This is a genomic window from uncultured Algimonas sp. (assembly GCF_947498175.1).
In the GTDB taxonomy this organism is placed as follows: Bacteria; Pseudomonadota; Alphaproteobacteria; order Caulobacterales; family Maricaulaceae; genus Litorimonas.
Map to the genome: position 1 here is coordinate 83,223 of NZ_CANMJB010000008.1, position 19,890 is coordinate 103,112.

The following is a 19,890-nucleotide window of genomic DNA, read 5'->3' on the forward strand; positions in this document are numbered from 1 at the left end:
GTCCGGCGAGGACGCAGGCCAAAGGCTGCGGCTGGGTATGTGGTCGATGGCCCTTCTCTAGCGGGTCGTCTATCTTATCCGCACTTCGCAATAACGCCTTCAAGGGTCGCGCTGGCGTTGATATCGCTCTCCGAAACCAGCAAATATTTCCATGTCTTTCCGCCGGTCTCGAACTGGTTTGCATGGAACACCCACGTCTCAGCGGCCCGCTTCTTTTCGAGGACAACAGGATCTTGCATATCGCGATCAGCCTTAACTTCGACAACTAGCTTCAGGTCTGTTGTCTCAACGACGAAGTCCGGTTCGTATGGTTTGTTCGTGTCATATTCGATCCTGAACTGCTTCGGCGCTGGCTTCAGCCACCAGAGAACGTCGCTTTCGAAATCGCTGTCGATGAGGACTGCAAAGCGACGCTCGGGATCAGAATCGAACTTATGGAAGTGGTCTGGAGACTTGTTCCCGCCCTTGAAAACGAAGTTCTTCGTAGCAGACAAAGGCTTGGCCGCCTGATTGAGAAATAGCTGCTTAGTCGGTGAGAATGAGAACTGTCGGCCTGTGAAAGCACGATAGGACCGCGTGACCTTCGGGATGTATTCTGCGGGGGTTTGCCGATAGTGCTTTTTCATCTGCCTATAGATAAATTCGGCAAGCTGACGGCCGTGAGACAGTGCGATATTCTCGACGGCCTCATCGCCCTCCGCATAGCTTTGAATGAAAGCGACAGACTGACCCGCGAGCTTATAAAGGAGTTCAGCTTGGCTATCGTAGTCAATATCGGGATAGTCCATCAGATGTTTGACAATGTAGTTTTCAACGCGCTCTTCTTTCGGCGCATCTAGTGTCCTAGCGAGTTCCGTTCGGATTTCATCCCTCAACTGTTGGATTATCAGCCGCTCTGAAATCGGCTGGAACCGGGACTGATTGCTTGTATCTAGGTCGAAATCTTCAAACCAGAAGTTCACTTCATTGCTCGGCAAGACCACGATGTCTGGGATTTCAATGAGGTTTTCAGTAAAGACCTTTGTGACCTGAGCGACCATTCTTTCCAGGTCCGGTGCATCTACTATCCCTTCAAGCGCGCCTTGCTGTCGCTCCTGCATCATCGAAACGCGCTTGACGATTTCCTTCTGTCTGTCTGCCGTTGATAGCTCGTTTGCGCCTGAGACTACGTGGCCCATGGCGTTCAGTACGTTGAGAATATCCTTTGCAGTCTCCTGCTCTATCGGTGTGTTGTATGTAATTTCCGACTGACTTTGGGCGTCATTGACCTCCAGCCCAATCTGAGACTCAACGGTAGCCGCACCAGTCATCGCGGCGATGTAGGCGGGCACAGACTCCACGATGACCTTGGTATCGTCGCTTATATCCCCACCTTCTCCAATCGTCAGGGTCTTGAGTTTTACGACAGAATCGTCAGCCTTGGCGCGGTCAACGATGTCTTGAAATTTATCATGGGCGATAACGGTTAGACGATCCACGTCTGGGTTCCCTGTCCTCTCGCCGTAAGGCAATCGTAGGCCTCGCCCAAGGGTCTGTTCCGTTAGGATTTCTGAAGCTGAAGCGCGTAAGGGGACGATGGTGTAAAGGTTCGTGACATCCCAACCTTCCTTGAGCTTGTTCACATGGATGACAATATCCGTGTCATTCGTCGTTTCCAGACCGACCAATCGATCCATTGCTTCATTGCTCTCATCACCTTTTAGCTTCGAATGCACCTCGGCCACGCGACCGATGAATGCACCGTTGAAGAAGGAGTCGCTTTCGATCTTGGCCCTAATCGCAGCGGCGTGTTCCGTGTTTTGCGCGACAACCAGCATAAAGGGGTGGACGCGCTTGCGGCCTGTCTGTCTGGCATAGAGATCAAGCTCTGCATCGACGTGGTTGTGATAGTGGATGCCGTCTTCGAGCATGATCTGCTCAAGCTGGTCCTGGTCGAGGCCATCCTTTCGGAAGTCGGCGCGGGTCAAAACGGCAGGCTCTTTCACATAGCTATCTGCCATCGCATTGCCGAGGCCATAGAAATAGATGACGTTCTTGAAGTCCTTGGGCTTTGCGCCGACTGTCTTCGGCGTGGCGGTCAACTCGATCCCGAGTTTAGGCGATAGTTCGAAGATCGCCTTAGTCGCGGCCTTGGCGCGGTAACGATGGGCTTCGTCCATGAACATGACGAGGTCGTCCAGACCTGCCAGATAGTCGAAGTAAGAGTCGCCAATCGTCTCCTTGAATCCCTTGATACGGCCTGCGTCCTTGTTGATCTTATCGACGTTGAAGATGTTTATGATCGTATCGTCGAAGAGGTCACTGCCGCGCACACCACGGCCTTGCTCCCAGGTGTCACCTGTCACGATGACCGGAGGTTTTTGCGCAAATTCCCGAATGCCGCGAAACACGTATTTGGGCGAGGACTGCACTGAAAAGTCGTCGATCAGCTTCTCATAGATGGTCGTATTGGGCGCGAGCACGAAAAAGTTTCGCGACCGTCCCGTCTGGAAAAGATAGGTGATCATCGCACCCATCAAGCGGGTTTTACCGACACCCGTAGCGAGAGCAAAACAGAGCGACGGAAACTGACGTTCGAAGCTCTCGACAGTAGGGTATTTCGCGGCAATCTCAGCCAGCAGATTTTTTACATCCGTGGTTTGGTCAAAGTCCATCAACCCTAATACATCCGCTAGAATATCAAGGGACTCTTCCTGCGGTGTGCGGAGCGACAAGCGCTGGCCGATGCCGCGCTTGATCTTGGCTTCGTCAATGTGAGGCTTACGCATTGTCACTGTCCTCCGGGAAGAGCGGCAGGTCATCGTCTTCATCCAGCGCATCGGCCATCGGGAGATTTTCGACATTAAGCGAGTAGTCGTCCTGCCCCCACTCACATTTTGCGAGGATGGCAGTCGGGATTTTCACCAGCGTCAGATTATCGAAGCTCTCAGCGTTCGCACTATATGCCTTACAGCAGATCAGCAGACTTCGCCCCTTGCCAACTTCATCCGCGAGCTTCTTGCAGGCGTCGTGGGTCAGGTTCTGCGTCGTGACATAGATGAAGTCACTTTCGGTCGAATAGCCATGCTTCCAGTATTCGTCGGCATCATGCGACGGCGCATAGGTAAATCCCATATGCTTGCACATGGCTTCCGACAACATGGCAGGATTATAGTCTTTGGAGATCACCCAATTGCCGAACTTGTCGGTTTCGAGGAGTGAGGGCGCTAACGAGTAATAACGGAAGCCTCCGCCACCCTTCCAATCTGCTTGTTTGGTTATGCCGGTTTGATCATCTCCCGAGATTACTTTCTTCAAGCGGGGGCGGATATGAAGATCTGCTTGCTGACCAATCTCAACTGTGATCCACTTTCTACGAAGCTTATGTGCGGCCGCCGCAGTTGAGCCTGAGCCACCAAAGGAATCCAAAACAATGTCCCCTGGTTTGCTGAAATGCTTCAGTATAATCTGCAACAACGCTTCAGGCTTCTTTCCACTTCGAAAGTCTGCGTCCCCCTCTAATCTACAGTTTCCAAAAGCCCCCGCGAGATCATAAAAATTTTCGATCGGCGTGGTTTTAAAAGCTTCTCTGTCTTCAAGCTGGCTTATCGGCACGCCCTGATAATACTTCCCTTTCGTCGCGCCAACTCTTTTGGGTCCCGTAAAGTATCGATGTTCAAATTTGTCGTCGCCAATACCTTTCACTTTATACAAAACTTTATAACCGTCCTGTTTGAAACGACCAGCAAGGTTATCCCTGAAAAACCGACCCGACGAATTACCGTCTAAAATACTACCGGTAGCCCAGATTTCTTTTCTGCCGTCTTCGGAGCCTTCTCCTTTAACAATCTCATATTCTTCAGGTTGGAAGATTACCGTATCCTTCCCGCCCAGTCTGATTGGCGTCCCAGACGCCTTCTCTTCGATGTAAAACTTGAACTTTTCAAAGGAGGCTTTTTTCTTATTCAAATTTGGTGTCGCTCCATATGCCCCTCTGTAGATATGGATCATCTCAACTTGCTTATGAAAATTCATATCCTGCTTGAGGGTCTTTCCGGCGTATCTGACCTGGATATAGAAGGTAGTTTGGTAATTCTCGCGACCAAAAACTTCATCCATTAGGACCTTCAAATAATGGCCTTCAGAGTCATCTATGTGGCAGCAAATAAAGCCGTCATCGCTCAAAAGAGTTTTCAGTATTTTTAGCCGATCCTTCATAAGCCCAAGCCATATTGAATGCTCTAGACCATCATCATAATGCTCAAATGCGGACCCAGTGTTATATGGCGGATCAATATATATGCAGCTTATCTTCCCCGCGTACTCCTGCTCCAATGCCCTCAGCGCGAGGAGGTTGTCGCCCTTTATAAGAATGTTATCGAAATTATCGTCATCGCTATAACGAACCTTGGCGTGATACGACTTCTCCGGGTCCTCGATGAGAATGCGAGGTTCAAGCTTAGGCCGCTCATCCTTACCGACCCAAGTCAATTCAAGTTTCTGCTTTTTCGCCATTCTCGCGTCGCCTCGGCTATTCACTTACGTCTGAAAGAATCTTGTAGAGATATATTGCGTCATCTGTGCTGATTTGTCGGTCCGTGGCTAGTGCTATCAGTGCCGTTTTCAGCGCCTGGCCGTTTTTGTAGCCAATCCGCGACAGGATCAGTTTTGACAGGTGACCTTTGCGGCGTTCCGCCATGGTCTGTCTGACAAGGCGCTTTCTCTCCCGATGGCCCCAGCCTGGAAGTCTGGTGCTTTGTGAAATCAGGCTTTCAGGTTGGACTTTGCCCGCAATTACCGCAGCTACTGTGTCTGCCATCCTCGGTACTGCGGGTGTTTGCTGAATCGATCTTTGCGTCTTCGTGTCTTTAGTATCCGCTTTCGCTTCCGCACTTGCCCGACTCGGCGGAGCCTTCTTCGTTCCTCTCGCCAGGAGTCGATCTGGAACACATGTTTTGTGTTGTGTCCGCCACGCACCGAAGGGATTCAGATTCTCTGCCCATCGGTCCTCCGACCATAGGGATGCGTTGATCGGTTTGCTCATATGCCGCGACCGCAAAGTCCATCGAACTGTATAGAGCACGTCGATGCGCCCATGACAGGACAAGCCCTCATACGTGTCGGCTTCAAACTGGTCATGATTGTCGCGCAAGCTTCGGACCGATGCGTCAAGGGCTTTGAGCAAGCTCGGACGCATAGCCTCCATGTCCCCTATTCGTTTTCGGATCGCGGCACGCCTCTCCGGCAAGCATTCGGGAGCTCTCCGCTCTCGGCGAAGATTGAAAATGAAGGCGTTGACGTCCCTTAGGCCAAGGTCCGCTTCATCCTCGATCGCGTTAATGGCCTCGTCCAGTTTTCGTTCTGCTTGCTCTAAGGCCCGTAAGCTCTTCATGTCGCATCGGCCGAGGAAGTCCCAATAGAGACCCTCCATCAAGTCAGGCAGCTCTTCGGGTGGGTCTTGGTGCATGTACGTCGGCAGGGAGGCGCGCATATCGAAAATGCGGTCACCGAGCCAGGTCTGGATGGCTCGCCCATGATCATCGCAATAGCAGGCAATGATTTGCCTATGTGATGATAGCGGCGTCTCGAGTTTTGCTTCGGCTACCTGCATCCAGCCGGATTGCCCCCACAGTTTCCAGATATGAGCTTTCTTTCCGGGGTAGCTTTCCCAATAGACATCAACCGCGAGGGGAGCGGGGCCGAAATCGGCCAATGTACCCAGCCACGACAACGGATCAGGCGACGGACCAGCGCAGTGTGAAAAGGGGCTCGAGCACAGGTTCTTGGCTCAAGCTCTCCATAAAATCATCCAGCTTATCGCTGACATCTTGCCGGACCTTGGCGACCTGCTCGTGCATCGTGAGGACCAGCTTGTCCCGGTCGCCCTGCAATTTCTTTACCTCTCTGCTGACGCCGATTTTCTCCTCCATAGACAGCATGGGGTCACGCTTCTCGCGGTTCTTTTCCTTGATCAACGCTTCCAGCTCTTTGATCTTGGCATCGATTTCAATTTGAATGTCGTCGGCATAACGGTCGAGGCGCGTTTCCTCTTCCAGTACCCAACCGTAATTTTCTTCCTTCACTCGCTTCGAAAATCCGTTGAACGCTTCGTTCTCCAGTCGATCCAATGTCAGTGGATCGAGCTCTCTCTGACAGAGCTCCATGGATGACGCCGGCACAACCATCAGCTTCTTCGCGATGTCGGGGGAAATTCTCTCGCCCGCATCATTGTAGCACGAGAATAAAAGCTCTTCTCGCCTTGCTTTGGGCGTTGGCATCTTTGCCTTCGAGACCTTCAACCAACCTGATTGGCCTTTGAGATCATCCAAAGCGCCAACCTTTCCAGTGAAAGGGTATCGGTCAGGATGGAATGTCATCTGATGGACATGGCTTAGGTAGTCTCGCTCCATCGCAGACTTGACGGTCTGCTCACCCAGGCCGTCCGATATTCGGAAAAATTGCCAGTCATTGTCATCGGCGACAGGCCATTCAGTTGTGTGCGTCTGCCCTTCCCGTACAAAACGGGCGAGCGCATCTGAGGGGAAATGAGCTTCTGGAAATTCTGCTCTTGCGGTGATCATCAGACGCCTCGCAAAATCATCGAGCGCATCCGTTAGCTTTTTCTCTCGGCTATGCAGCTTGGAGATTACCTCACCGTCCATCTGCTCCAAGACGCTCTTTCTCGCGGCTTCGATGTCGGCATCGATTTTGTCTTGCAGCTCGGCTTCTAACTTCTTGAACTCTGCCTCAGCCTCTTCGTCCGTCCGGCTTTTCTGGACAATCTTCAGCACCTCCTTTTCGAAGGCGACACCGCTTTGGATAGAGCCGAGAACCTCGTCACTTGCGCCGAACACACCATCAAAAAGATGAAATTTTTCGCTGAGAAGCTCGTAGATTCGTTCTTCTGTTTTGTTCTTCAAGTTCAGCATATTCACGACCGTCACGTCGATCTTTTGACCGTAGCGATGACACCGCCCAATGCGCTGCTCAACCCGCTGTGGATTCCAAGGCAAATCAAAGTTGATCAGCAACGAACAGAATTGCAGGTTAATCCCTTCGGCTCCGCTCTCTGTCGATATGAAGATGGTCTTGTCGTCTTGCTTGAAGGCTTCGACTAGAGCCGCTTTCATGTCGGCGGTCCTAGAGCCAGAAATTTTGTCCGTACCTTCGTGCTTCTCTTTCCAAGCTTTGTAGATTGCCCGGCTGTCAGGATCGGAGTTGGAGCCATTAAGTATGACAACCTGACCACGATAGCCTCGCTCGCTTAGAAGCTCCTTGAGATACTTCTGTGTTCTGACACTCTCCGTAAAAATGACCGCTTTTCGCTGCCCGCCTTTTTCCACGATTTGTTCGAAGGCGCTTGGCAATTGAGAGACTAGCTTGTCCCCTTTCGCATTGCTGCCAATGGACCTAGCCAGGTCCAGCATGGCTTTGACTTCGACAACCTCAGCCGCCACTTTTTCGAGATCGACTTCATCGCTAGATTCTTCATCATCCCACGAGTCATCGATGTCTTCTTCTACGACTACGGAGAAGTCATCGAGATCATCCGTCATATCGACAGACGCGGCTTGATGGCGGTGAAGTCTAGCGAGTAGTGTTTCCAAGTACTTCGATATCGCGAATGTCGATGAACCCAGTATCTTCCTGATTTGCAGAACTACGAGTTGGTTCGCACGCTCTCCATAAGAGACGGTGTCAGTCCTTTGCAGGAAATCAGAAAGCCTTGTGTAAAGCTCCCACTCTGCATCGGTAGGATCAAAGCTGAACGTTACAGCGTGCCGACGCTTGAAGTTGATCTGCCCCGCTTCTTGAACCTGTCGCCGCAGCGTTCTGTGACATACTGGATTAAGGCGCTCACGGAGTATCTCCATATTTGCCGGGTTCGCCGACGCGCCGACATACTGTGCCTTGAAAGCATTGATGCCGCCAAAGTGCTCTTCATCAATTATCGAGACGATGCCGTAGAGCTCCAACAACGAGTTTTGTAGTGGCGTTGCTGTGAGCAAAATCTTGAAGGAGTCCTGCAGAGCTGCTTTTAGCTCTTTCGCTCGTTTCGACACACCCTTCTTATAAACGTTCCTCAACTTATGAGCCTCGTCGAACACTACGAGGTCCCAATTTACCGAACGTAGCTCGTCCGCTTTTCCTGCGGCGAATGCATAGGAGCAGATGACGATGTTGCCTGCGTCCTCAAACGGTCTTCGCTTGCCGGAAGAAACCATCTTCTTGTAAGTCGCCGACTCTAAGATCGTGCTTCTTAGAGAGAACTTTTCAAACAGCTCTTGCTCCCACTGTTTTCGGAGCGAAGCAGGCACGATCAGAATTATACGCCGCTTCATCTCAGCCCAGCGTTGAGAGATGACCAACCCAGCTTCGATTGTCTTACCCAGCCCAACCTCGTCCGCGAGGAGCACACCCTTTGAAAGCGGTGAGCTAAGAGCAAACAACGCCGCATTTACTTGGTGAGGATTCATCTCAACACGGGCGGATGAAAGTGAACGGGTGAATGCCCCTTCGTCCGTCCCTTCAAGTGTCAGGTGGTGAGCATTGAAATATCCGTGAAGCGGTTGATAGCCGATTGTCATTCAGGTCTTAGCCCTCTCCAACTCGTACCACGTCGCGCGAGCCTTCCCGTGTTGCGATATATGACCCGATGCGACCAACTCTCGCATTCTGACCTTCACAGTGTTTCGATTCGCATTTGTACGTTTAACAACTTGAGAGAGTGTCAGTCGATTTGCATCATGAAACAACTCTAAAATCTGTTGCGACAAAGGATGAAGTCTTTGCTCAGATTTTTTCCGTATACCTTCATCGGCAACCCGCGCCGCCAGAATGCTCGCCTGCTTCTTCAAAGCCCGCAGGAAGAATCCAATCCACGGCTCCCAATCTGGCTCATCCGCGAGCGTCTTCTGCGTTCGCCGGAGCGCGTTGTAGTACTGCCCCTTGTTCTCCTCCACGACGCTTTCAAGCGACGCATAGGGCACGTAGGCGTAGCCAGCCCTCAACAGCATGAGTGTGGTGAGCACGCGGGACAAGCGACCGTTACCGTCTTGGAAGGGATGGATCGCCAAGAACTGCACGATGAAAACGGCAATGATGAGGAGCGGGTGTAGCGCTTCTTCGCGGATGGCTTTTTGCGTCCAGGCGACCAGCGCTTCCATCTCGCGCGGGGTCTCGAATGGCGTGGCCGTTTCGAAGACGACGCCTAGCTCCTCGCCGTCCGGTTCAAAAGCGACGACGTGATTGTCGAGCGTCTTGTAGCCGCCCCTATGCCGCTCGTCCTTCGTGCTGTGGCGCAAGAGCGTCTTGTGGAGCTGCCGGATGTGGTTCTCGGTGACGGCCATGTCTTCCCACGCTTGGAAGACCAAATCCATCGCCTCGGCGTAGCCTGCCACTTCCTGCTCATCGCGGGTTTGGAAGCTCTGCGTTTTGAGGTTGGTGAGTAGTTTCTCGACCTGCGCGTCTGTGAGCTTCGCGCCCTCGATCCGGGTGGATGATCCGATGCTCTCAATCGTCGCGACTTTGCGCAAGCTTTGCAGGCGATCCGGCGCGAGCGTTTTGAGCGCATCCCAACGCCCTTTGAACTCGTCCACCTCGGCGACGAGTTTGACGAGGTCTTGGCCGAAACGGATATCTAATCGGGTGTAGTCCATACCCGTTTATACCCAATTACACCCGATTGTCATCCGCCGTGATTCTCAGCCGAGAGCTGACCCTTAAGAAAGGATATGGCCGAATCTTTTCTTAAGGCTGCCACTAAGAAAACTTAGCGACCTAACGGATAAGGCCAATGACGCACGAAACAGCCGGAACGTGCGCAATGCGGCAGCGATAGCGCACGAACTGAGGCGAGTTTGCACCATTGGTTCTCGGCGATATCGGAGAGTTTTGACCAACCGCTGGGAAGAGGATCGAAGAGGCTGCAAAAGGGTTGAGCCTTGGTGGAGACACGAAAAACCTCAGTAAAACCTGAGAAAAACGCGAACTGGTGTATACACCCATTTCGCGGTGTCGACACGAAAAACCGATGTGCAGAAAGGGTTTAGGCCCTAGGTGTATACACCTCCTTTTATCTTGCACTCCACGCCCTGACCCGTGCCCAGCCCAGATTCCTCATCCATCCTCTTCCCGCCTGCAACGCTTCGCTGGCGCGAAAACGCCTTCCCGTGGTAGGTTTTGACCATGACTGACTCCCCACAGACCGCCGCGACCGCTGACGACATTCGGCAAGCCATGACGACGCTTGCAGGCATCATCCGCAAGTTTGGCGATGCGCCTTGGCCGATCATGGAGCGTTTGCAGCGCGAGCTGAAAGCTATCGAGGACCGCGAAAAGCTGCTCGATGACTTGCTGAAAGAGGGCGCTAGCGGTCCAAACTCGGCAAGCTTTCAATGAAGGCTCGGCTGACCGGATGAGCAATCTTTGAAAGCTCTGCGTGGCGGTAGGCGAGCGACCCGCCATCGCCATATTGGGGGCGATTGTTCTTGTGGCCCATGAGTGTGCAGCGCAATCCATAGTCCAATCCAGCCTCCAACATTCGGCTCTCAAAGGCGTGGCGGAAGCTGTAGATGCAATGCTTGTCGGTCGGCATGAGGCCGCGATTATGGAAGCTCTTTAGCAGCGCAGCGGACAGCGAATTGCCGCGATCCCGATAGCGCGGAAAGCCGTTTGGGGCTCGCTTCATGGCCTCCAGCGACACGCCGATGAGCGGAATATCACGACGCGACGACACGGATTTAAGCTCTCGTTTCGACGTGGGCCGGATGCGAATATGCGGCACGTCGGCGTCCAGGCAGATGTTCTCCGGGCGTAGATTGGCGATCTCGCTCGGCCTGCACCCGGTCTCGATGAGCGCGTAGGCGATGAGCTGCACCTCCTCATTTATGCCTTCCAGTGCGTTCGGCTGGATGACGTTTGAGCGTACCCAATCGTCTGGAAAAGGCGGTGTCGGCTCGGCGGGTGTGTCCTTGAAGCGGAGCTTGCGGAACGGGTTTTCGCGGTCCTCGTCGCCTTGATAGGTCCAGTATTCACGGAACAACTGGCGCATATTTCCAAGCTCTCGGTTGGCGCTATTGGGGCGATAGGTTCGGCATTCGCGATTGTCCGGGCGCAATCTTTCGCCCCACCAGTCGTAGAACTGCCGCCCGTGATCTCGCGTCAAGGCGTCCATCGTGACGTTGCCGCAAAGCGCAATGAAGTGCTCCACCGCACGAGCCTTTGTCGCCTTCCAGCGCACGATTTGCTCAGGCGATTTCGTGCTCGTCTCGCCAATGCTGAGCTTGTCGCAATAGAGCTTAAACGCATCGCGCACCGTGTCCTTGGGAGGCTCTATCGTGCCCAAGGTCGCTTCTGCTTCGCGGTCTGTTACGTCAGGTTTGGCAAGTGCTTTGACACGTTCAACGATAGTCTCGACAGGCTCGAACGCAGCGATCTTCGCCATTGGCTTGAACTCGAAACCCATGGCCCGCGCACGGCGTCTGGCGCTGCGATAGCGACACATTTCGGGTGTCTCTTCGACGGTCGTGCCCATGTGCTTGGCGAGTGAGCTTTCCCAGAAATGCTCGTCGGCATCCATAAGGGCGTCCCGCCTCTCGCGGGCAATGGTGAGCGAGTCTGTGAGGAGCGCGACCTTCACGCGGCGGCGCGTGTCGATGCATCTGTATTGGGTTGGAACGCGGCGCACATAGTACCAACGGTGGCCGCGTTGTTCGAGGTAGTGGTTACGACGTATGGACATATTTCTATGTACCCCAGCTTGGACCCCAATCTGGACCCCAATAGAAGAGGACGTAGGAGGACCGTTAAGGACAACGCTAATTTCCCTAAGGAAACCAACGACTTATAGAAAATATGAGCTTGGTTTATGGCGCACCGGGGAGGATTCGAACCCCCGACCCCCAGATTCGTAGTCTGGTGCTCTATCCAGCTGAGCTACCGGTGCGTCTAGGCGGCGGGCTTTAGTCGGGGCGGGGCGGGGGGGCAAGGGGTTTTCGCGCGGGGTTTGCAGGCTTTCGCAGTGGATCGGGCGGCGTGTCCGTCAGCCCTTGGCGCGGGGATAGGTTCCGATCAGCCGGTCGAGCGTTTTTAGGAAGCGATCCGTCCCGGACGCGCTGAGCATGTTCCAGCCGAGCCCACCGGAAAGGCGGAGCCGGTCGATGATCCGGTCATAGGTCTGACGGCCTCGCGGCGTGAGATGCAGATGAGCCCGGCGGCCGTCCTGGTCGGACGCTTCGCGCTGGACCAGTCCGGCCTCGACCAAGGTCGCGACGGCCCGCGAGACCAAGCCTTTATCCATCGGGGTGAGGGCGACGACTTGGGAGGCGGTGCGTCCGGTCTCGTCGGCGATGGCGGCCAGCACGCGCCATTGGCTGAGGTTTAGGCCGGCCACGTCCGAGGCGGTCTGCGACGTATGGCGCGCGACGCGGTCGGCCAGGACGGCGACCTTGTAGATCCAGCTGGCATCCAGGCTGAGCGGTTCGAGCGCATCGAGATCGGTGTCCGATCGGTCGGTCGAGGAGGGGGTCATGACGCGTCATCCCGAAAATGGTTGTTATTGCAACCTGTTTCGATTATATGTGACCTGACCCCGCCCGATGCAAGGATAGATCACGTCATGGCCGACCTGTTTGAAAACCCCGCTGGACTCGACGGTTTCGAGTTCGTCGAATTCTCCGCTCCCGAGAAAGGCGTTCTGGAGCCTGTCTTCGAGACGATGGGTTTCACGAAAGTCGCGCGTCACCGCTCCAAGGACGTGGATCTCTGGCGCCAAGGCGGCATCAACCTGATCACCAATTACGAACCGAAATCCGCGGCCCATTATTTCGCCCGCGAGCACGGCCCGTCGGCCTGCGGCATGGCGTTCCGCGTCCGTGACGCCAAGGCGGCCTACGCCCATTTGCTGGAGCAGGGGGCGGAACCCGTCGATGTTCAGACCGGACCCATGGAACTGCGCATCCCGGGTATTCGCGGCATCGGCAATTCGATCATCTATCTGGTCGATCGCTACAATGACGAAAGCGCCCGGGATCGGGGCGTGCTGTCGATCTACGATATCGATTTCGATGTCCTGCCGGGTGTCGAGAAATTCCCGGAAGGCTGCGGCTTCAAGCGGATCGATCACCTGACGCACAATGTCTATGGCGGGCGCATGGCCTACTGGGCGGATTTCTACGAAAAGCTCTTCAATTTCCGCGAAATCCGCTATTTCGACATCAAGGGCGAATATACCGGCCTGACGTCCAAGGCGCTGACGGCGCCCGACGGCAAGATTCGCATTCCGCTCAACGAGGAAGGCGAGAACGGCAAGGGCCAGATCGAGGAGTTCCTGCGCGAATATAACGGCGAAGGCATCCAGCACATCGCCCTGATCTGCGACGACATCGTCGCGGCCTGGGACAAGCTGAAGGAACTAGGCGTGCCGTTCATGACCGCGCCGCCGGAAACCTACTACGCCATGCTGGAAGAGCGCCTGCCGGGGCACGGCCAGGACGTGGAAGCCTTGCAGTCGCGCGGCATTTTGCTGGACGGGACAACGGAGGACGGCACGCCGCGCCTGCTGCTGCAGATCTTCGCCGAACCGCGCGTGGGTCCGGTCTTCTTCGAATTCATCCAGCGCGTTGGCGATTACGAAGACGGATTCGGGGAAGGGAACTTCAAGGCCCTGTTCGAGAGCATCGAGCGTGATCAGATCGAACGCGGGGTGCTGGAGGTTCAAAAGGCTGCCGAGGAGGTTGCGTAATGGCCACGCATCCCGTCAATTTGGGCGGCGTTCACCACGTCGCCTATCGCTGCAAGGATGCGAAGGAAACGGTCGAGTTTTATGAGCGCGCGCTCGGCATGGAATTCACCAAGGCGTTCGCCGAAGACCATGTGCCCTCCACGGGCGCCTACGATCCCTACATGCATGTCTTCCTGGAAGCCGGGAATGGCAACGTGCTGGCCTTCTTCGAGCTGCCGGAACAGCCCGACATGGGGCGCGACGGCAATACGCCGGAATGGGTGCAGCACTTGGCGTTCAAGGTCGGGAGCGAGGACGAGTTGACCGCGGCCAAAGAGCATCTTGAAGGCCTGGGTCTCGACGTGCTCGGCCCGACCCATCACGGCATCTTCAAGTCGATCTACTTCTTCGATCCGAACGGCCACCGCGTCGAGCTGGCCGCCGATATCGGGACAGCCGAGCAATATGCCGAACTCAAGCGCGTGTCGCGCCCCATGCTGGACGAATGGAGCGAGACCAAGAAAGCGCCCCGCCACGCCGCCTGGCTACATGAGATCGCCAATGCGGAGAACGCGAAGAAAGCCGCTCAGTGAAGCTCCACGGTTACTGGCGCTCTTCCACGAGCTACCGCGTCCGCATCGCGCTGAACCTCAAGAGCCTGGATTACGACTATGCCCCGGTGAACCTGCTCAAAGGCGAGCATAGGAGCGAGGCCTACCAGGCGGTCAATCCGCACGGCACCGTGCCGCTCCTCGACACGGGCGATCTGCAGATCACGCAGTCCCTGACGGCCATCGACTGGTTGGACCGGACGTATTCGCAGGCGCCCTTCGTGCCAGACGATCCGGCGATGGCCGCACTGTGCCGCGATCTCTATTTCGCCGTCGCGACCGAACTCCACGCGCCCAACAACATGCCGGTGCTGACCTATCTGCGCTCCGAATTCGGGGCGGACGATGCGGCCGTGATCGCCTGGCAGGAACGTTGGATCCACAAGACTTTCACCCCGATCGAGCAGCGTCTCGAAGCCACTGACTGGATGGGCGATCTGCCGTTCGGAACGCCGTCGCTGTTCGAGATCGTCCTGATGCCGCGCCTCTACAATGCGCGGCGTTGGAAAACGAATCTGGAGCCGTTTCCCCTGATCCGGCGTATTGAAACCATCTGCGCGACGCTGGAGCCTTTCCAGCGCGCTCACCCCGACACGCAAATCGACGCGACTTAAGGACTGACCATGAAACTCGCCACCCTCAAGAACGGCACGCGCGACGGCCGACTGGTCGTCGTGAAGCCGGACCTGTCCACCTATGTCGATGCGTCTGACATCGCCCCGACCCTGCAAGCGGCGCTGGACGATTGGTCCAATGTTGCGACCATGCTGCAAAAGCGCTGCGATGATCTATGCAGTGGGAACGCCGACGCCAAACCCTTCGACGAGACCGAGTGCGAAAGCCCGCTGCCGCGCGCCGCGCAATGGCTGGACGGCTCCGCCTATATCAACCATGTCGAACTGGTCCGCAAAGCGCGCGGCGCCGAAGTGCCGGAGAGCTTCTACGACGATCCGCTCATGTATCAGGGCGTCAACGGCCCGAACCTCGCCCCGCGCGATCCCATCCCCTTCACCGACATGAGCTGGGGCTACGACATGGAGGGCGAGATCGCCGTCATCACCGACGACGTGCCGCTCGGCGTCAGCGAAGCGGACGCGCTGGACCACATCAAGCTGGTCCTGCTCTGCAACGATGTCAGCTTGCGCGGCCTGATCCCGGCGGAACTCGCCAAGGGGTTCGGCTTCGTGCAGTCCAAGCCGCCTTGCGCCTTTTCGCCGGTTGCCGTGACGCCGGACGCACTCGGCGACCTGTGGGCCGACGGACTGGTTCACCGTCCGCTCAACGTGGACTATAATGGCGAGCCTTTCGGCCGCCCGCATGCCCATCAGGACGCGACGTTCAGCCTCGCGCGCCTCGTCGCCCACGCGGCCAAGACGCGGCCGCTGCTGGCCGGCACGATCGTGGGCTCCGGCACCGTGTCCAACAAGGGCGAGGACGGCGGGCCCGGCAAGAAGGTCGAGGACGGCGGCCGCGGCTATGCCTGCATCGCCGAGCTGCGCATGATCGAGAAGATCGAGACGGGCGAATTCGTCACGCCCTTCATGAGCGAAGGCGACACGGTCCGCATCGAAATGCTCGACGCGGACGGCAACTCCATCTTCGGCGCGATCGACCAACAGGTGAAAGCGGTCTGATGAAGAACAAGGTCTACGATTCCGCGGCTGCCGCGCTGGACGGCGTGTTGTTCGACGGCATGACCATCGCCGCGGGCGGCTTCGGCCTGTGCGGCATTCCGGAGCTGGCCATCGCGGCGATCCGCGATGCGGGAACGAAAGACCTGACCGTCTATTCCAACAATGCGGGCGTGGACGATTTCGGGCTAGGGCTGCTGCTCCAGACCAAGCAGGTCAAGAAGATGGCAAGTTCTTACGTCGGCGAGAATGCCGAATTCATGCGCCAATATCTCTCCGGCGAGCTGGAACTGGAATTCAACCCGCAGGGCACGCTGGCCGAACGCATGCGCGCAGGCGGGGCGGGGATCCCGGGCTTCTACACCAAGACGGGCGTCGGCACCGTCATCGCCGAGGGCAAGGAGGTGAAGAGCTTCGACGGAGAGGACTACATATTGGAACGCGGCATCGTCGCCGACCTCGCCATCGTGAAGGCCTGGAAGGCCGACACGACCGGAAACGCGGTGTTCCGCAAGACGGCTCGCAACTTCAACCTGCCCGCCGCCACCTGCGGGAAGATCTGCGTCATGGAAGTCGAAGAGATCGTGGAGCCGGGCGAGCTGGACCCCGATCACATCCACCTGCCCGGCATCTACGTGCACCGCCTGATCCAGGGCGAGCACGAGAAGCGCATCGAGCAGCGCACCGTGCGGGAGGCGTAAGAGCATGGCTTGGGACAGAAACCAGATGGCCGCGCGGGCGGCGCAGGAACTCGAAGACGGCATGTATGTCAATCTCGGCATCGGCATACCGACGCTGGTGGCCAACCACATCCCGGACGGGATGAGCGTCACGCTGCAGTCGGAAAACGGCATGCTCGGCATGGGACCGTTTCCCGTGGCGGGCGAGGAGGATGCCGACCTGATCAACGCCGGCAAGCAGACCATCACGGAGTTGCCGCACACGGCCTTCTTCGACAGCGCGACCAGCTTCGGCATGATCCGGGGCGGCAAGATCGCTATGGCGATCCTCGGCGCGATGGAAGTGGCGGAAAACGGCGATCTCGCCAACTGGATGATCCCGGGCAAGCTGGTCAAGGGCATGGGCGGGGCGATGGACCTCGTGGCGGGCGTCGGCCGCGTCATCGTCGTGACCGACCACACCAACAAGCGCGGCGAGCCGAAACTGCTCAAGGAATGCACCCTGCCGCTGACCGGCAAGGCCTGCGTGGACCGGATCATCACCGACCTCGGCGTGTTCGATGTGGTCGCCAAGGACCACGGGGGCGGGCTGAAGACCGTCGAACTCGCGCCCGGCGTGAGCGCGGACGATGTCGCCGCCAAGACGGCGGCCGCCTTGGTTGGCTAGCTTATCGGCCGGCTAGGTCACGGGTCGGCTGCGCCAGGCATAGGCCATCAGCGCGCAGGCAACGATTTCCACCCCGATCGGCATCAGCGCGCCCAGCACGAAACCGTTCACCAGGCCGTGCCCGATCCGGCCGACCGCCGTCAGGCCGAACAAGGCGATCGGGGCGAACAGCCAATCGCGCCGCCCGGCGAACAGGGCGGCGCCGATGCCGATCGTGTAGGTTAGGAAATAGGCCGGGAAATCCGCATAGAGGCTGGCCGCCCCGACCGGTCCCGTCGCGGCGAGCCCGCCGAGCGTCTCGCGCAAGCGCTCCGGCAGAAAGACAGCTTGCACCGACATGAACAGGCCGAGCAGGAACGGCAGGATGAGAGCGAGCTTCGCGGTGCGTGACATGCGGTCCCCTTGTCCCGCCGGTCCGGTGCTGTCCAGCGCATGCCGACCTCGCATTCATGCATGAAGGGTGGAGGGCGGCCGCGCGACAGGCTAGTCAGGGCGCAAAGCCCCTAGCCGAAGGACGACCGCATGAGCCTGCCCGACACCTATAAAGCCCTGGTTTCCACCGTGACGGAGGACGGGCGGTTGCGGCTGGAAACGGTCGACAAGCCCATGCCCGTGCCCAAACCGGACCAGGTAGTGATCCGGGTCGAGGCCGCCCCGATCAACCCGTCCGACCACGGCGTCATGTTCGGCTATTCCGACATGAGCCAGGCAAAGAACGAAGGCGATGCCTTGGTCGCGCCCGTGCCGGGGCAGGGGATGCGCATGATGAAGGGCCGGATCGGCCAAGCCCTGCCCATCGGAAACGAAGGCGCCGGAACGGTGGTCGCGGCCGGAGACAGCCCGGCGGCGAAGGCGCTGATGGGCAAGACGGTCGCCGCCATGGGCGGCGGCATGTACGCGCAATACCGCGCCGTTCCGGTCATGCAGGTCCTGCCGCTCAATGACGGTCATACGGCGCGCGACGGCGCATCCTCCTTCGTCAATCCGCTGACCGCGCTCTGCTTTCCGGAAACAATGCGCCAGGACGGCCACACCGCTCTGGTCCATACGGCGGCCGCCTCGAACCTCGGCCAGATGCTGGTCAAGATCTGCAAGGCGGACGAAGTCCCATTGGTCAACATCGTGCGCCGGAAAGAGCAGGCGGAGCTGCTCGCATCCATCGGCGCGACCCATGTGGTCGACAGCTCGGACGACAACTTCATTCCACAGCTGATCGACGCGGTGCACGAGACCGGCGCGACGCTGGCGTTCGACGCGACGGGGGGCGGACGGCTCGCCTCCGACATATTGACCGCCATGGAAGGCGCGGCGGCCCGCACGCCCGGAGCCTACAGCATTTATGGGTCGGTCCACCACAAGCAGGTCTATCTCTACGGGTCGCTCGATCCCTCGCCGACCACTCTGACGCGCGGCTACGGCATGGCCTGGGGCGTGGGCGGCTGGCTGCTGCCCAACTTCCTCGCCAAGGCGGGGATGGAAACGGCGATGCGTCTGCGAAAGCGCGTGGCCGACGAACTGACCACCACCTTCGCCTCCACCTATACCGATGAAATCGGTCTGGCCGATGCGCTGAACGCCGACATCGTCGCGCGCTACAACGCCAAGAAGACGGGCGAGAAGTTCCTCGTCAATCCGCAGCTCTAGGGCGGGGGTCTTGCCGCTTTCGGACCAGCGCGTTCTCGTCACCGGGGCCAGCTCCGGGCTGGGCCGCGCGCTGTCCGTTCTGCTGGCGCAAGGCGGGGCCAAGGTCGTCGCGACGGCGCGCCGCCCCGACCCTTTGGAAGACCTGGCCGAACGCCATGCCGGCGTGGAGACGCGCATCCTCGACTTGCTGGACCCCGAGGGCATCCAGGCGCTGTGCGCGGATGCCGGGCCGCTGACGGGCGCCGTGCTGAATGCGGGCGTGACCGATGTCGGACGGTTCGCCGACGGCTCCGACGCGCTCGACGCGGCCATGATCGAGACCAACGTCATGGCGAACATCCGCCTGGCGCGCGGCCTCCACGACGCGTTGGAGGGCGGCCGGCTTGTCTTCGTCGGGTCGATGGCCGGTCAGATCCCGCTGCCCTACCAAGCCGTCTATTCCGGCACGAAAGCCTTCCTGCACAATTTCGCGCTCGCCCTGCGCGAGGAATGGAACGGGCGGACCAGCGTGGGCGTGTTCGAACCGGGTGGGATCAAGACCGAAATGACCGACATCGACGCGCTGGCGACGCTGCAGGACCATCTGGCCGACCCGGACGAAGTGGCCGCCGAACTGCTGGCCTTCTATACGTCCGACCGCGCGATCCGCGTCCCCGGCCGCCTCAACCGCCTCTCCGCCCACGCCGCCCGGTTGCTCCCGGACGCGACCCTGGCGCGGGTGATGGAGCGGATCTACAGACGCGACTGATGCTGGCCGATAGGTTTGCGTCCCGCGTGCGGGTCTAAGAACGGCGAAGCCGTTCGTCGCAAACCTTGTCCGGTACGGACACGCGCCCCAAAGGGCGCGAGAGGAAACGGCGCGTTGCAAGCCCATGAACGTCCGCCTGACGGCGGGCTTTTTCGTATGTCCCCCTCCGCCTCACTGCGTTCGGCACCTCCCCCTCGCGGGGGAGGA

At 57.8% G+C, this 19,890-nt stretch carries 17 protein-coding genes and 1 tRNA gene; 9 read left to right on the forward strand and 9 right to left on the reverse strand.

All coding sequences use genetic code 11. The annotated features are described in order from the left end of the window. Positions 1 to 74: 74 nt before the first annotated feature. The 5 genes from Q0718_RS11445 to Q0718_RS11465 are packed head-to-tail and all read right to left on the reverse strand — an operon-like array spanning position 75 to position 9,638. Entirely contained in the window at positions 75 to 2,768 is a 2,694-nt protein-coding gene (locus Q0718_RS11445; RefSeq protein ID WP_298917933.1) for a DEAD/DEAH box helicase family protein, read from the reverse strand. Further along, positions 2,761 to 4,494, reverse strand: coding sequence for a site-specific DNA-methyltransferase (locus Q0718_RS11450; RefSeq protein ID WP_298917935.1), 1,734 nt, complete (start codon positions 4,492 to 4,494; stop codon positions 2,761 to 2,763). Before Q0718_RS11450 ends, Q0718_RS11445 begins: the two co-directional genes overlap by 8 nt. A gap of 16 nt (positions 4,495 to 4,510) precedes the next feature. Next, complete coding sequence (locus Q0718_RS11455; protein ID WP_298917936.1) at positions 4,511 to 5,692, reverse strand: hypothetical protein; 1,182 nt, start codon at positions 5,690 to 5,692, stop codon at positions 4,511 to 4,513. 22 nt (positions 5,693 to 5,714) lie between these two features. Then, positions 5,715 to 8,567, reverse strand: a complete 2,853-nt coding sequence (locus tag Q0718_RS11460; protein WP_298917938.1) for an SNF2-related protein — start codon at positions 8,565 to 8,567, stop codon at positions 5,715 to 5,717. Further along, positions 8,568 to 9,638 carry a Fic family protein gene (locus Q0718_RS11465; RefSeq protein ID WP_298917940.1) on the reverse strand — a complete coding sequence of 357 codons (1,071 nt, stop codon included), beginning with the start codon at positions 9,636 to 9,638 and terminating at the stop codon, positions 8,568 to 8,570. 580 nt (positions 9,639 to 10,218) lie between these two features. Between Q0718_RS11465 and Q0718_RS11470 the strand changes: the two genes are divergently transcribed. Further along, positions 10,219 to 10,380 (forward strand): hypothetical protein, encoded by a 162-nt coding sequence (locus Q0718_RS11470; protein WP_298917942.1) that lies wholly within the window; start codon positions 10,219 to 10,221, stop codon positions 10,378 to 10,380. Here Q0718_RS11470 and Q0718_RS11475 read toward each other — a convergent pair. The 3 genes from Q0718_RS11475 to Q0718_RS11485 all read right to left on the reverse strand — a co-directional run bounded on the left by Q0718_RS11475 (position 10,349) and on the right by Q0718_RS11485 (position 12,511). Next, positions 10,349 to 11,722: a DUF6538 domain-containing protein gene (locus Q0718_RS11475; RefSeq protein ID WP_366523880.1), complete on the reverse strand. Its 1,374-nt coding sequence runs from the start codon at positions 11,720 to 11,722 to the stop codon at positions 10,349 to 10,351. The genes Q0718_RS11470 and Q0718_RS11475 overlap by 32 nt on opposite strands. Before the next feature lie 127 nt (positions 11,723 to 11,849). After that, positions 11,850 to 11,926, reverse strand: a tRNA-Arg gene (locus Q0718_RS11480). 96 nt (positions 11,927 to 12,022) lie between these two features. Further along, a complete protein-coding gene (locus Q0718_RS11485) occupies positions 12,023 to 12,511 on the reverse strand; it encodes a MarR family transcriptional regulator (protein WP_298917945.1) in 489 nt (162 codons plus the stop codon). An 87-nt stretch (positions 12,512 to 12,598) separates the two neighbouring features. Here Q0718_RS11485 and hppD point away from each other — a divergent pair, with 87 nt between their 5' ends. From hppD to Q0718_RS11515, 6 genes are read left to right on the forward strand one after another with little or no spacing between them, the layout of a single operon-like run. Beyond that, positions 12,599 to 13,723, forward strand: coding sequence for a 4-hydroxyphenylpyruvate dioxygenase (gene hppD / locus Q0718_RS11490; protein ID WP_298917947.1), 1,125 nt, complete (start codon positions 12,599 to 12,601; stop codon positions 13,721 to 13,723). Next, a complete protein-coding gene (locus Q0718_RS11495) occupies positions 13,723 to 14,295 on the forward strand; it encodes a VOC family protein (RefSeq protein ID WP_298917949.1) in 573 nt (190 codons plus the stop codon). The genes hppD and Q0718_RS11495 overlap by 1 nt, the downstream gene beginning before the upstream one ends. Then, on the forward strand, positions 14,292 to 14,927 hold the full coding sequence (gene maiA, locus Q0718_RS11500) for a maleylacetoacetate isomerase (RefSeq protein ID WP_298917951.1): 636 nt from the start codon (positions 14,292 to 14,294) through the stop codon (positions 14,925 to 14,927). The genes Q0718_RS11495 and maiA overlap by 4 nt, the downstream gene beginning before the upstream one ends. Positions 14,928 to 14,936: 9 nt before the next feature. Beyond that, positions 14,937 to 15,947 (forward strand): fumarylacetoacetate hydrolase family protein, encoded by a 1,011-nt coding sequence (locus tag Q0718_RS11505; RefSeq protein WP_298917953.1) that lies wholly within the window; start codon positions 14,937 to 14,939, stop codon positions 15,945 to 15,947. Continuing rightward, complete coding sequence (locus Q0718_RS11510; protein ID WP_298917955.1) at positions 15,947 to 16,645, forward strand: CoA transferase subunit A; 699 nt, start codon at positions 15,947 to 15,949, stop codon at positions 16,643 to 16,645. The genes Q0718_RS11505 and Q0718_RS11510 overlap by 1 nt, the downstream gene beginning before the upstream one ends. A gap of 4 nt (positions 16,646 to 16,649) precedes the next feature. After that, positions 16,650 to 17,291: a CoA transferase subunit B gene (locus Q0718_RS11515; RefSeq protein WP_298917957.1), complete on the forward strand. Its 642-nt coding sequence runs from the start codon at positions 16,650 to 16,652 to the stop codon at positions 17,289 to 17,291. Between the two features lie 12 nt (positions 17,292 to 17,303). Here the strand turns inward: Q0718_RS11515 and Q0718_RS11520 are convergent, their stop codons facing one another. After that, positions 17,304 to 17,684 (reverse strand): hypothetical protein, encoded by a 381-nt coding sequence (locus Q0718_RS11520; protein ID WP_298917959.1) that lies wholly within the window; start codon positions 17,682 to 17,684, stop codon positions 17,304 to 17,306. A 129-nt stretch (positions 17,685 to 17,813) separates the two neighbouring features. Here Q0718_RS11520 and Q0718_RS11525 point away from each other — a divergent pair, with 129 nt between their 5' ends. Beyond that, positions 17,814 to 18,935, forward strand: a complete 1,122-nt coding sequence (locus tag Q0718_RS11525) for a zinc-binding dehydrogenase (protein ID WP_298917961.1) — start codon at positions 17,814 to 17,816, stop codon at positions 18,933 to 18,935. 10 nt (positions 18,936 to 18,945) lie between these two features. Then, on the forward strand, positions 18,946 to 19,683 hold the full coding sequence (locus tag Q0718_RS11530) for an SDR family NAD(P)-dependent oxidoreductase (RefSeq protein WP_298917963.1): 738 nt from the start codon (positions 18,946 to 18,948) through the stop codon (positions 19,681 to 19,683). The last annotated feature ends 207 nt before the right edge of the window (positions 19,684 to 19,890 follow it).